We start from the raw sequence: 12,743 nt of genomic DNA, 5'->3' as shown, positions 1-12,743 counted from the left end.
CAAGTGTCCGCGATGTCATGAGACTTCTTCTGTCCGCGATGTCCTGAGCCTTCACAGTGCGCCATGGCGCACTCTCAGGCACACGCCACGCTCAAGACGGGACCTTCGGCCCTTCGGTGCACGCTCGGAGCGGCGCAGACTCGTCTGTAGACCCAGTCAGAGGAGAACGGAGGTGCGGGCCATGGCCATGCCGATCGAGCTGCCGTACACCACATGTGCGGAGCTGCTGGCGACCCAGGAGGTCGGGCGAGTGGCGGTGTGCACCGCCGACGGGCCACGGATCATCCCGGTGAACTTCGCCGTCATCGACGACTCGATCGTGTTCCGCACGACGCCCTACAGCGTCCTGGGGATGCACGCCTGGAACAGCCAGCTGGCCTTCGAGGTCGACCAGATCGACCCCGAGCAGCACAGCGGATGGAGTGTGGTCGCCACCGGACGGGGCGCGGTCGTCGAGGACGACGTGGAGCTGCGCCGGATCCAGTCCGGGGTGCAGCCGAGGCCGTGGGCCGGTGGCCAACGGTGGCTGTTCGTCCGCCTGCGGTGGGACGACCTCACTGGTCGCCGGATCGGGCCCGCGGTCACAATGGCCGGGTGAGCCTCGACCCCGACGCCGGGCGCGACCCTGCCCTCACCCCGGCTGGGCACGCGCTGCTCGACGCGGTCGTCGCCATCGGGTCGGACCTCGACATCCACGGGGTGCTCGACCGGATCGTGAGCTCCGCTCGTGCGCTGACGGGGGCGCGGTACGGCGCACTGGGCGTGCTGCGTCCCGACGGGATGCTGCTCGACGACTTCGTCACGCACGGGGTCACCGACGAGGAGCGAGCGCTGATCGGCGACCTGCCCCACGGCCGCGGCATCCTCGGCCTGCTCATCAAGCACCCCGACCCGTTGCGGCTGACCGACCTCACCAGCCACCCCGACTCCGTCGGGTTTCCGCCCCACCACCCGCCGATGCGCACGTTCCTCGGAGTGCCGGTCCGGATCCGCGGCACCGTCTTCGGCAACCTCTACCTGACCGAGAAGGAGGGGGGCCAGGCCTTCTCGACACAGGACGAGCTGCTGGTGCAGGCCCTCGCGCGGGCTGCTGGGTTCGTGATCGAGAACGCTCGCAGCTACGAGCACAGCGAGCTGCAGCGACGTTGGCTCGAGGCCACGGCTCGGCTCTCCGAAGCCCTCGAGCCACCCATCGCGCTCACCGACGCCCGCTCGCAGGTCGCGATCGCCGGCCGCCGGGCACTGGGCGAGCACACCCTCGGGGTGATCGTGGTCGAAGGTGACCAACAGCTCGTCGAGGCAGTGGACGGCCGCGACGCTGCCGCCGTCCACGAGGTGCTGCCTCACCTGTCCGACGCGGTCCGGTCCGCGGTCTCCGGGGGCAGCGCGACCACCGGCACCCATGATGGGCGGGCCTTCATCGTGGCACCCATCCCGACGCACCTGACCGCTCCCTGCGCCTTGGTGGCGGTACGCACGCCTGGCCCGGTGTCGGCCCACACCTTGCTCGAGGTGCGCGAGATGCTGGCGGCGTTCGGCACCCAGGCAGCTCTTGCACTGGACCGGGTCCAGGCGGTGTCGGACCGGGAGCAGCTCGCGGTCGTGAGTGATCGCGACCGGATCGCGAGAGACCTGCACGACGTGGTCATCCAGCGACTGTTCGCGACCGGGCTCCAGCTCCAGGGCGTCCGGCAGCGGGCCGACTCGGCGGTGATGCAGGAACGCCTCGACCAGGCGGTGTCCGATCTCGACGAGACGATCCGCGACATCCGTTCGACCATCTTCGGGCTGCGGCAGGAGCGACCAGGTGGTGTGCTGGCCCAGGTGCGTGCGCTCGCCGAGGAGTACGCCGAACCGCTGGGCTTCCCCGCCGTGGTCCGCAGCCGCGGCCCGGTCGACACGGCCGTGACGGGCGCGGTGGCCGACGCGATGCTCGCGGTGCTGCGCGAGGCTCTGAGCAACGTGGCCCGCCACGCCGCGGCGAGCGGCGCCTGGGTCGACGTCGAGGCGGTGGAGGGATCGGCGACGCTCGTCGTGACCGACGACGGTCGCGGCCTGCCGGGGGAGCGGCACGAGAGCGGCTTGGCCAACGCTCGGCGCCGGGCCCGCGACCTCGGCGGCGACTTCACGGCCGTCGTCGGGGAGGACGGCGGCACCGTGCTCACGTGGCGGGTGCCGCTCTGAGCACGACAATCGCACCTCCACCCGCCGGGTGGAGGTGCGACCGTGATGTGCTCAGCGGAGCCAGGGCTGCCGGCGGACGAGTGGCAGCTCGTTCCAGGTCCGGCCCAGACCCCACGTCGTGCCTGCCGCGGTCAGCAGCAGCACGATCATCGTGATCGCCCCGAGGACGTGGTCGTCGAGCACCGGGTTGTTCTCCGGAGGCAGGACGACGGTCCACATCAGCATGTAGAGCACGGCGCCGGAGATGGTGGCGATCCGCATCCCGATGCCGAGCGTCAGGGCGAGACCGATGCCGAGCAGGCCGGCCATGAACAGCCAGTCCGCCCAGGCCGCCCCGGCGATGTTGTTGTAGAAGTCCTTGAACGGCCCGTCAGCACCGAACCCGAGGAACCCCTCGGTGGGGCTGGCGCCGTTCATGAAGGCTGCGTCGCCGAACCGGTCGACCGTCTCGACCCCGGTCTCGGGGTCGACGCTGCGGCCGGTGCCGAAGCCGAGAGCGAACAGCTTGTCGAAGAACGCCCAGAGGAACGTGAGCCCGAATCCGATCCGCAGCACCGCGAGCGCCTTGGCTGCGGCCCCGCTCACGACGGGCATCGTCCCGGGCTGGCGGACCGTCCCGGTCTCGTTGGTGGTGGTGGTCATGGTCTCTCTCCTCTTGATGTCGGAGCCGGTCGGCTCCTCCTGAGTCCATGCAACCCGCGGTGAGTGGTCCCGGATCAGGGGCAAGAGACGGGGCTGACCGGGACCTTGGTCCCGGCGACGTCAGCGCAGGAGACGGGTGGCGAGCACCGCGGCCTGCGTTCGGCTCTCGAGGCCGAGCTTGGAGAGGATGCTGGAGACGTAGTTCTTCACGGTCTTCTCGGCCAGGTGCAGCCGCTGACCGATCTGGCGGTTCGTGAGGCCCTCGGCGATCAGCCCGACGATCTCGCGCTCCCGCTCGGTCAGGACAGCCAGCTCCTCGGGCGTCCGGTCGCCGTTGCGCACCCGGTCGAGGACGCGGGCGGTGAGAGCGGGGTCGATCAGAGACTGACCGGCGGCGACCAGTCGGATGGTCTCGACCAGGTCGTGCCCGCCGACCTGCTTGAGGACGTAACCGGACGCTCCGGCCAGGATCGCCGCGAAGAGCGCCTCGTCGTCGTCGTACGAGGTCAAGATGAGCGCCTTGATCGTCGGATCAACGGAACGCACGTCGCGGCAGACGTCGATCCCACTGCCGTCGGGCAGCCGGGCGTCGAGGACGGCCACATGAGGTCGTAGTGCCGGGATCCGGGCGGTGGCCTCGGCGGCCAGACCGGACTCGCCGACGATCTCGATGTCGCCGGCGTCCTCGAGCAGCTGTCGCAGGCCCCGACGCACGACCTCGTGGTCGTCCAGCAGGAACACCCGGATCATGCGTCCTCCTCGTCCACGACGTCGGCGGCGCCGCCCCGACCCGCTCCATCCGCGAACCGTGCGGCTCCGCGGGCCGCCTCACCGCTCGCCAGGGACTCCAGCCCGAACCGGAACTCCTGCCGGATCGCCTGGTCGATGTCGACCCCCTCGTTGGCCAGCACCGACTGCCGGTCGTTGCGCAGGCAGTCCTGCGGCAGCCCCACCAGCAGCCACGCCACCGAGAGTGCCTCCTTGAGCGCCGTCCCCGTGTCGACCACCCAGTTGACCAGCCCGATCCGCTCGGCCTCCACGGCTCCGATCTCCCGACCGGTGAGGATCAGGTCCAACGCCCGCCCGGTCCCGACCAACCGGGGCAGCCTCACCGTCCCGCCGTCGATCAGTGGCACACCCCACCGGCGGGAGAAGACCCCGAACGCCGCATCGGTGGCCGCGACCCGGAGGTCACACCAGACCGCCAGCTCGAGGCCACCCGCCACGGCGTAGCCCTCGATCGCAGCGATCACCGGCTTCGACAGTCGCAGCCGGGTCGGGCCCATCGGCCCCGGCCCGTCCGGCTCCAGCCGTTGGTCCATCGTCTTCAGGTCCGCGCCTGAGCAGAACGTGCCACCGTCGCCGTACAGCACCGCGACCTGTTGCGCCGGGTCGGCCTCGAAGTCCTCGAAGGCCTCCCGCAACAGGTCCGCAGTCTCCCGGTCGACCGCGTTGCGCGTCGCCGGGCGATCCAGGATGACGATGGTGACGGGTCCGTCCTTCTCCGTGCGCACGGGCGTGACGACAGTCATGACCCGGTCACCGTTTCGGCTCTCCCCCGCAGACGCATGGCCCCATCATGACGGACCCGATCGCGGCGCGCCCCGACTCCCGCCTGCGACGCGCATGACGGTCTGCTGCCCGGCCGCGACCAGCGTTCGCTCGTCTGCACGGACGCCGAAGACCTCCAACCGGCACACGGTGAGGGTGCGACCGGACCTCACGACGGTGCCCACCGCCTCGACGTGGTCACCCTCCCCGGGTGCGAGCAGGTTGATCTTGTACTCGACGGTGAGGACCTCGTCGTCGGCACTGAACAGGGAGAGCGCCGCGTAGCCCCCCGCGCTGTCGGCGATCGCGCTCGTGGCGCCGGCGTGGACGTAGCCGTGCTGCTGGCTGACCTCCGGTCGGCTGGGGAGGGCGATCCGCACGAGTCCCGGCTCCACGTGCGTCAGTCGCGCGCCGAGCAGCCGCATCAGCCCTTGGGCCTCGAAGCTGCGCGTGATCCGGTCGTGCAGGTCGGAGTCGTCCATGTGGTCCCCTCTGACTGGTCACGACCAGTCTGTCGTACGTCGCTCTGCGAGACTCGGCCCATGGAGGCTCGTCACGCGCTGGTCCGCCGCCCGTCGTCCCGGCTGGCCGAGGGGCTGGTCACCCACATCGAGCGCAGCGACGACGTGGACGTCGCTCTCGCCCGCCGCCAGTGGGACGGCTACGTCTCCGCGCTCCACGGCGCCGGGTGGACGACGCACGAGGTGCCGCCTGCCGACGACTGCCCCGACTCCGTGTTCGTCGAGGACACGATGGTCGTGTACGACGACCTGGCGGTCATCAGCCGGCCAGGTGCGCCCGCGCGCCGGCCCGAGACTGCTGCTGCGGAGGAGGCGGTTCGCGCCCAGGGCTACCGGGTCGCGCGGATCGAGCAGCCAGGCACACTCGACGGCGGGGACGTGCTCAAGCACGGCGGCACCGTCTGGGTCGGCCAGGGCGGCCGCACGAACGCCGCGGGGACGGCACAGCTCCGAAGCCACCTCGAGCCGCTCGGCACCGAGGTCGTCGCCGTCCCGCTGACCAAGGTGCTGCACCTCAAGTCGGCCGTGACCGCACTGCCCGACGGGACGGTCGTCGGCTACGAGCCGCTCGTCGACGACCCCGGTGTGTGGGGCGACCGCTTCCTCGGCGTACCGGAGGAGGCCGGGTCGCACGTCGTGCTGCTGGGCGACGACACGGTTCTGATGTCCACCTCGGCACCACGCACCGCGGAGCTCTTCGAGCAGCGCGGCCACCGGGTCGTGGCCGTCGACATCTCCGAGTACGAGAAGCTCGAGGGCTGCGTCACCTGCCTCTCGGTGCGGCTCCGCGGCCGCCCTGACCGCTGACGATGCATTAGTACGGAGCCGGCTCTCACGGCGTGCGCCGCCGTTTCACGGATCCGTCGCGCGGTGTCCTTACCGTCGCGGCTACGTGGGTCTCGCCGACACTGGCCCCGCACCGTGACGGCGAGGCCCACCTCCATGCGTCACGGTCGCTTCTACCGAACGGGCCGTCGGGCCGCAGCGAGCGGCGGCGAATCATCCTCGGTGGAGGCCTCTGGGGGCCTTGCCCTCCCAGGCGTCCAGCAGAAGATCTGCAAATGTCTCTGCGTCGACGCTCCGAAGATCAACGCGTACGGCGGCGAGCCGCTTGCCCCACCAGACCTCCGCACATGTCTCGGGTGCGGCCTGCACTGCGTTGAGGATGCCGCCCTCGTCCAGCATCAGGTTGAAGTGGTGCTCATCCCACTGGGTGGCGAAGATCTTGTCGCCAACGCGAAACGACGGCCGCCCGTGATGGTCCTTCTCGACGGCCTCTGGCAGCGCGAGCGCGAGCTGCCTCGCCCGGTCCTCAGAGACCATCAATGACGCTCCTCACTCGACTCGTTCCAGCCTATGGCCCCAACCACAGGCCGGCACCAGACTGCATGGGGGCTGCACCCAGGCCGCTGACACCAGGCTCAGTTCCGGTAGCTGCGGAGTGACCGTGTCAGCCCGACGGCGGTCAGTGCCGCAACCCCCATCACGATCAGCCACAGCCAGCCACTCGAGGTCGTCTGCCGTTCCCATGGCGTCACGGGCGGGAGCGGGATCACCGCCTGCGACGGCCGTCGGGACCACTGCGCCCGGCTCGTCGGTGGGACCGGTGCCTGTCGGTTGCTCGGTCGGCCCGGCGGTGGGCTCGGGTGCGCAGCCCGGGGCGACGCGGATCGACTTCTCCTGGGTGGCGGTCAGACCGGTTGCCTCGGTGGCCCGGACGGTGAACTCGTAGACGCCCGCACTGTTGCGGGGAAGCGTGCCGGTGATCGCGCCGTCCTCTGCAAGGCTCAGTCCGGGCGGGAGGGCCCCCTCGTCCAGCGTCCACACCACGGCCGTCGGGGCTTGTCGCGATGACGCCCGTGCAGGCCGCGGGTCCGCTCCGCGGGGTGCCGCGTCAGGGATGCCGTGCACGGCGGGCAGGGTCGCGTCGTAGGGCTTGCACTCGGCGCCGGGGGGCAACGGCCGGCAGTTGATCTGGATCGCGCCGACGATCCGCTCGTTCCAGCCGCTGAACGTGTTGCAGATGAGCGTTGCGGAACTAGGAGGGGTCGCACCCGAGCTGACGTGGATCCCGATGCCGGTCGGATCGGTGTTCGCCGGATTCATGGAAGGAGTCCGAGTGACGCGGTTGAAGCTGATGGTGTTGTCGGTGCTGCCGGCGGCGACCGAGATCCCGATGTCGGTGCCGTTGCCGAGGAGCGTGTTGCGGGTCACCGTCACGTTGCTGGAGCTGAACAGGAGCACGCCTGTCCCGTTGGTCGGACTGCAGTTGCCGCACTCGGGCGGACCGGGGGCCTGATCGCTGCTGCCGTGGATCGTGTTGTCTGCCACGGTTCCGGCGGTGGTGTTGACGAAGGTCACGCCGTTCTGCGCGATCAGCCCTTCCAGAGGATGTGGTGGCCCAGCAGTGCTCCCGGTCAGGTTCATGGTCATCGACCCGCGTGCCTCGAACCCACTCTTCTGGTAGTCCCTGACCGTCGTTCCTGTGATCGTGACCTCGCGCGGTCCGGCCACGCCGTCGGCGCGAATGGCTCGCCCGGTCTGGCAGGACGCGAACGCGCCGGTCTGTTCCTGGAAGATGTGGTCGACCGTCACATTGGTGACGGTGCCGCTCGCATCGTTGAACCAGATGCCGTACAGAACGTTGCCTGCCCCGCCCCCGGCGCATGCTTGGAAGCCCGCCGCAGGACCGGTGATCGTGACGTTCTGGATGTTCATGGAGCCGCCCGCAGTCGCGTTGGTGACGATGCCGCCGTTCCACTGCGGGCCACCGGCATCGGTCGCGCTGATCGTGAACCCCGCCCGTTGACGGTGAACCCGTTCGGAACGGTCAGGGGTTCGGTCGTGGCGCAGTTGGCCGTGAGAGAGTGAAGGTCGTGCCGGTCGTGGTTCCGGCACACGCAACGGTGATATCGGCCGCGACCGCCGGTGACGCCAGCGCGACCGCGCCCACCGGTACGGCGGCGAGCAGCAGGATCCGGGCGGCGGTGCGCCGCACCAGACTTCGACAAGCGATCGGCATGGGATCCCCCTCGCCCCGAGCGACGTGGCCTAGATCAGGCTAGGTGCTCGAGCTCACGGGGGGGAAGATGCCACGCCGCTGCCCGCGTTGCCCGCGACCTCTCATCACGGCACCAGCCGGCATCGGACGAACCCACCCATGACCAAGACCCGAACCACGTCCGTGGGTTCGGGTCTTGCGGATGTCCTGAGGCATCACGTTGGCTTGGCGGTGGCGGAGGGATTTGAACCCTCGGTGGACTTGCGCCCACAAACGCTTTCGAGGCGTTCTCCTTAGGCCGCTCGGACACGCCACCGCCGGGAAGGTTACCGGAGGGGGCGGGGGCCGCCGAAATCGCAGCAGGGGCGGCGATCAGGGGGTCCAGTCGGGTCGGCGACCGGTGGCACCGAGCAGCATGTGGAGGTCGGATGCGTCCTCTTCCACGTCGACAGGGGGCCCGAAGAGACCGCCGTCGTCGTTCGCCGGGGCCTCGAAGGACGCCACGAACTCGCGGCAGAGGACGACGGCGCCGGGGTCCGGGTCGTAGGTCTGCGCGGTGGCCCGTGCCAGGTCCCAGCCGTGCACGACGACCTCGTTGAGCGCGACCAGCGCGGCGGCATCGCCGGGCATCTCGACCGGTCCCGCCATGGTGACGCCCTCGAAAGCGCCTGGCTCCCGCCAGGCGGCTGCGAGGTCACCGAGTGCGGCGATGATGTCGTCCCGCCACTTCGGGCCCAGCCTCGACCCGTCGGGTGAAGGGGCTGCGCCGGCAGCGGTCTTGCGGGCCGCCTCGGCGAACGCGATCGAGAGGCCGTGCACGTGGTCCAGCAGGTCGGCGACGGTGTACTCGGGACATGGTGTGCGGTCCGAGAGCTGGTCGTCGTCGACGCCGAACACCACGTCCGCGGTCACCTGAGTGGCAGCGGCGAGGTCGAAGGAGCTCATACGGGTGCCGACTGTCGACGTCCGCGGAACTCATCGGTGCGCACGGAAGAACTCCTCCAGCAGCGCGGTGGACTCCTCGGCCAGCACGCCGGCGACGACCTGGGGGCGGTGGTTCAGCCGACGGTCACGCACCACGTCCCAGAGGCTGCCGACCGCGCCGGCCTTCTCGTCGTACGCACCGAACACGAGGCGTTCGACTCGCGCCAGGACGGTGGCGCCCGCACACATCGTGCACGGCTCGAGCGTCACCACGAGGGTGCAGCCGTCGAGCCGCCACCCGCCGCGGGCTGTGGCCGCCTCGCGCAGAGCGACCACCTCGGCGTGCCCGGTCGGGTCCGCTGCCACCTCGCGCACGTTGCGACCAGTCCCGATGACGGTGCCGGACGGATCGAGCACGACCGCGCCGACCGGGACGTCACCGCCGTCGAGGGCGGCCCGCGCCAGGTCGAGCGCCGCTCGCATCGCGGCGTCGTAGGTCGTCGGCACCGTCAGGCGGACGCGAGTCCGACGGCCTCGTCGAAGAGCGGGCCGAACCCGAGCCGACGGGCCACCTCGGAGAGCATCTCGTCGGGGTAGAGGTCGAAGTCGTCGAGCAGCACGCCCATGTCCATCGCCTGCATCCCGAGGTCGCCGAGCAGGTCGAGGTCGCCGGCGGGGACCTGGTCGTCCTCGTCCTCGGGCGGCGGCAGGCCGAGGAACTCGACGGCGGACGCGGCGAGCTCCCACTCGTCGGCGGCGGTGATGTCGGACAGCAGCACGCGGGAGTCGGAGCCGGCGACCCGGACGATCACGAAGAAGTCCTCGTCGATCGCGATCATGCCGACGGCGCCGCCGTCACCAGGAAACCTGCGCAGCGCGTGACTGAGCACGTCGACGTCGGCGAGGACGTCGTGCGCCAGCTCTTCGACCTGCCAGACGCCTTCCTCGCGATAGGCGGCAAGGGCGAAGTCCACCCCGTCCAGCTGGTCCGCCATGGCCTCCACACCCCCTGTCCACACGCCTTTCGGTCGCTTCCAGAGTGTCAGACACCCCGCGGCACGGTCTAGGGTTCCCGGGCTGCTCCTGCGTCGCGCCCCGGCTAGGGTCAGCGCATGCGCACCCACGTCGTCGACCACCCGCTGGTGTCCCACAAGCTGACCTACCTGCGTGACGAGAACACGGACTCTCCGACGTTCCGGCGCCTCGCGGACGAGCTCGTGACGCTGCTCGCCTACGAGGCGACGCGCGAGGCGCGGACCTCGCCGAAGGAGATCGTGACGCCGGTCGCGGCGACCACGGGAGTGAAGCTGGCCCGGCCCAAGCCGCTCGTGGTGCCGATCCTGCGAGCCGGGCTCGGCATGCTCGACGGCCTGATGCGGCTGCTGCCGACGGCCGAGGTCGGGTTCCTCGGGATGATCCGCAACGAGGAGACGCTCGAGGCGTCGACGTACGCCGAACGACTGCCGGAGGACCTGTCGGGCCGGCAGTGCTACGTGCTGGACCCGATGCTCGCCACGGGCGGCACGCTCGCCGCCGCGATCCAGTTCCTCGTCGACCGCGGCGCCAACGACATCACCGCGATCTGCCTCCTGGCGGCACCCGAGGGCTGCGCGCGACTCGAGCAGGAGCTCGCGGACCTCCACGTCCCGGTCACGATCGTGACGGCGGCGATGGACGAGAAGCTCAACGACAAGGGCTACATCGTCCCGGGGCTCGGCGACGCCGGCGACCGGCTCTACGGGGTGGCCGAATGATGCGCCGGTGACACGGCGGGCAACTGCTTGGGCAGGCTGACCGACACGGTCGTCCCGACCCCCTCGTTCGACGAGACCGAGATGTGACCACCGTGCAGGGCGACGATCGACTGCACGATCGTGAGCCCGAGACCGGTGCCCTGGATGGCCTGTGCCATCGCGGTCGAGGAGCGGAAGAACCGTGTGAAGAGCTGGTCCTGCTCGTCGGCGGGGATCCCCATGCCGGTGTCGAGGACGACGATCTCCACGGTCTCGGGCCGGTCGGTGACCACCAGCTCGATCCGACCGCCGTCCGGCGTGAACTTCACGGCATTGCCCAGCAGGTTCAGCACCAGCCGCTCGACCTGGTCGGGGTCTGCCTCGTGGACGACCGGCCCGTCGGGCAGCCGCACGACGACGTCGAGGTGGCGGGTCGCGAGCAGCGGACCGAGGCCGTCGAGCGCCGCGCCCGCCGCGTCGCGCAGGTCGCCCTGCACCGGCGACATGCTCATCTGGCGGGACTCGATCTCGGACAGGAGGAGCAGGTCCTCGACCAGCAACAGCAGCCGGCGGCCGTTGCGCTGCACCCGGTTCGCGAGCTGACGTTGGTCCGAGCTCAGCTCGCCGACCGCACCCTCCTCGAGGAGCTCGACGTACCCGATCATGCTGGTGAGCGGGGTCCGCAGCTCGTGGCTGACCGTCGCGACGAAGTCGGCCTTGACCCGCTCGAGCTCGCGCAGCCGTTCCACCGCGGAGCGCTCGTGCTCGAGAGCCTGGAGAGCGGCGCGGTGCATGGCCTCCCGCTCGGTGACGTCCTCGGCGACGCAGAGGTAGCCGGAGATGTCGCCGAGCTCGTCGAGGACGCTGGTGAGCGAGAGGAGCATCGCGCGCTCCTCGCCGTCGGGTCGGTTGAACGACCAGAGCTGGCGCTCCTCCTCGGCGGCCGCCGCAGCGGAGCAGATGTCGGCGAACACCGGCCGGGCACCCAGCCGGGTCCCGTGCCTGACCAGCTCGAGGTCCGAGAACACGCGGTCGACGGGCTCGCCGACCATCTCGGCTGACGTCCGGGCGAAGACCCGCTCGGCACCGGGGTTGAAGAGCTCGATCCTGCCGTTGCGGCCGATGGCGAACACCGCGGTGCCGGTGGCGGCGTCGACCAACCGCTCCAGGGTCCGCTGCCGGGACGACGCCTGAGCGCTCGCGGTCCGCTGCTGAGTGGTGATCACGACCAGCGGGAGCAGGATGAGGGCGCAGTCGAGCAGGAACAGCTGGAGGTAGGCGTTGACCATCTCCTGGGCGAGGTCGTAGTGGACGAGCAGGCCGTGCACCGGCCCCCGCCCGGCCAGGGTCATGGCGGTGGCGATCGCACCGACCCCGGTCAGCAGCAGGCTCGCCTCGCGCAGCGTGCCCCGGAAGGCCAGCCAGGCGAACATCGGCATGATCGCGAAGACGAGCGGCGGCGCGTCGGCGTACGAGAAGAGCGCGAGGGTGACACCCAGCGTCACGACCGACTGGAGGACCCGTTCGCGCGGAGGAGCGATCGAGGCGAACCGAGGACCCGACAAGAACAGCGGCAGCAGCATCAGCATCGCGGTCGCATGAGTCCCGAAGGCGGCGCCCAGCGCGAGCCACGGACTGCCGTCACCCGTGACCGCGACGGTCGTCGCGATCGTCACGGCGGCGACGCCGGCGCTGAGGGTGGCCCCGCCGATCAGGGTGGAGACGTCTCCCTCCTCCGCCAACCGCGGCCGGCCCCGTGCACCGCGGCTGAGTCGGTTCAGCCGGAACATCATCAGCCAGGTACCGGCGACCGACGCGACCGTGAAGCCCACCGACCGCATCACGACGTAGTCGGCGAGCAGGTGGCAGAGCAGCAGCAGCGCACCGCCGAGCGCGAGCAACGAGGCCCGGCGCGAGGCGTGGTTGAGCAGCAGCACCCCGGGCAGCAGCCCGGCGGCGGGCCACGCGAGCGGTACGCCGCTGGCGCCCTCGGCCCCGCGGAGGAGCAGCCAGGAGAGCACGACCATCACGACCAGCAGCGCAGCGGTGGCGTGCGGACGCGCCAGCTCCACCAGCGCCGATACGCGCGGCCGTGCGACGGTCCCCCGCACCACCCGTCTCCTCCTCTGGTCCGCTGAGCGTCCGCTCAGTATGGGCGGCGGAGTCGGGTGGGCGAGGCGAATTCCG

At 70.6% G+C, this 12,743-nt stretch carries 14 protein-coding genes and 1 tRNA gene; 4 read left to right on the top strand and 11 right to left on the bottom strand.

Annotation, left to right across the window (positions count from 1 at the left end; genetic code table 11):
* Positions 1-181: 181 nt before the first annotated feature.
* Together VFZ39_RS02865 and VFZ39_RS02860 are read left to right on the top strand one after the other, a co-directional pair.
* Positions 182-598, top strand: a complete 417-nt coding sequence (locus VFZ39_RS02865) for a pyridoxamine 5'-phosphate oxidase family protein (protein WP_330864216.1) — start codon at positions 182-184, stop codon at positions 596-598.
* The gene (locus VFZ39_RS02860; protein ID WP_330864215.1) at positions 595-2,184 is read left to right on the top strand and encodes a GAF domain-containing sensor histidine kinase; all 1,590 of its coding nucleotides are present in this window, start codon (positions 595-597) and stop codon (positions 2,182-2,184) included. Before VFZ39_RS02865 ends, VFZ39_RS02860 begins: the two co-directional genes overlap by 4 nt.
* Before the next feature lie 51 nt (positions 2,185-2,235).
* Here VFZ39_RS02860 and VFZ39_RS02855 read toward each other — a convergent pair whose 3' ends face one another.
* From VFZ39_RS02855 to VFZ39_RS02840, 4 genes are all read right to left on the bottom strand, one after another.
* The gene (locus tag VFZ39_RS02855; RefSeq protein ID WP_330864214.1) at positions 2,236-2,826 is read right to left on the bottom strand and encodes a hypothetical protein; all 591 of its coding nucleotides are present in this window, start codon (positions 2,824-2,826) and stop codon (positions 2,236-2,238) included.
* Between the two features lie 120 nt (positions 2,827-2,946).
* On the bottom strand, positions 2,947-3,576 hold the full coding sequence (locus tag VFZ39_RS02850; protein ID WP_330864213.1) for a response regulator transcription factor: 630 nt from the start codon (positions 3,574-3,576) through the stop codon (positions 2,947-2,949).
* Positions 3,573-4,358, bottom strand: a complete 786-nt coding sequence (locus tag VFZ39_RS02845; protein WP_330864212.1) for a crotonase/enoyl-CoA hydratase family protein — start codon at positions 4,356-4,358, stop codon at positions 3,573-3,575. Before VFZ39_RS02845 ends, VFZ39_RS02850 begins: the two co-directional genes overlap by 4 nt.
* A 45-nt stretch (positions 4,359-4,403) precedes the next feature.
* A complete protein-coding gene (locus VFZ39_RS02840) occupies positions 4,404-4,859 on the bottom strand; it encodes a PaaI family thioesterase (RefSeq protein WP_330864211.1) in 456 nt (151 codons plus the stop codon).
* Between the two features lie 60 nt (positions 4,860-4,919).
* Here VFZ39_RS02840 and ddaH point away from each other — a divergent pair, with 60 nt between their 5' ends.
* The gene (gene ddaH / locus VFZ39_RS02835; protein ID WP_330864210.1) at positions 4,920-5,705 is read left to right on the top strand and encodes a dimethylargininase; all 786 of its coding nucleotides are present in this window, start codon (positions 4,920-4,922) and stop codon (positions 5,703-5,705) included.
* A 192-nt stretch (positions 5,706-5,897) separates the two neighbouring features.
* On the opposite strand, the gene VFZ39_RS02830 is transcribed toward ddaH, so the two are convergent.
* The 6 genes from VFZ39_RS02830 to VFZ39_RS02805 form a co-directional block, all read right to left on the bottom strand.
* Entirely contained in the window at positions 5,898-6,221 is a 324-nt protein-coding gene (locus VFZ39_RS02830; RefSeq protein ID WP_330864209.1) for an MmcQ/YjbR family DNA-binding protein, read from the bottom strand.
* Between the two features lie 12 nt (positions 6,222-6,233).
* Positions 6,234-7,616 carry a right-handed parallel beta-helix repeat-containing protein gene (locus tag VFZ39_RS02825; protein WP_330864208.1) on the bottom strand — a complete coding sequence of 461 codons (1,383 nt, stop codon included), beginning with the start codon at positions 7,614-7,616 and terminating at the stop codon, positions 6,234-6,236.
* A 509-nt stretch (positions 7,617-8,125) separates the two neighbouring features.
* Positions 8,126-8,215, bottom strand: a tRNA-Ser gene (locus VFZ39_RS02820).
* 56 nt (positions 8,216-8,271) lie between these two features.
* Positions 8,272-8,844 (bottom strand): TIGR03086 family metal-binding protein, encoded by a 573-nt coding sequence (locus tag VFZ39_RS02815; RefSeq protein WP_330864207.1) that lies wholly within the window; start codon positions 8,842-8,844, stop codon positions 8,272-8,274.
* Between the two features lie 30 nt (positions 8,845-8,874).
* Entirely contained in the window at positions 8,875-9,306 is a 432-nt protein-coding gene (gene tadA / locus VFZ39_RS02810) for a tRNA adenosine(34) deaminase TadA (protein WP_330864217.1), read from the bottom strand.
* Positions 9,307-9,332: 26 nt separating this feature from the next.
* Positions 9,333-9,818, bottom strand: a complete 486-nt coding sequence (locus VFZ39_RS02805; protein WP_330864206.1) for a tRNA adenosine deaminase-associated protein — start codon at positions 9,816-9,818, stop codon at positions 9,333-9,335.
* Positions 9,819-9,935: 117 nt separating this feature from the next.
* On the opposite strand from VFZ39_RS02805, the gene upp reads away from it, so the two are divergent.
* Positions 9,936-10,577: a uracil phosphoribosyltransferase gene (upp, locus tag VFZ39_RS02800; RefSeq protein ID WP_330864205.1), complete on the top strand. Its 642-nt coding sequence runs from the start codon at positions 9,936-9,938 to the stop codon at positions 10,575-10,577.
* Here upp and VFZ39_RS02795 read toward each other — a convergent pair.
* Entirely contained in the window at positions 10,559-12,670 is a 2,112-nt protein-coding gene (locus tag VFZ39_RS02795; protein WP_330864204.1) for a sensor histidine kinase, read from the bottom strand. The genes upp and VFZ39_RS02795 overlap by 19 nt on opposite strands.
* Positions 12,671-12,743 lie beyond the last annotated feature (73 nt).

The sequence above is a fragment of the Nocardioides sp. genome, assembly GCF_036374615.1.
Taxonomy (GTDB): domain Bacteria; phylum Actinomycetota; class Actinomycetes; order Propionibacteriales; family Nocardioidaceae; genus Nocardioides.
Note: the sequence above shows the minus strand (reverse complement) of the source record. Positions and strands in the feature narration are given on the sequence as shown.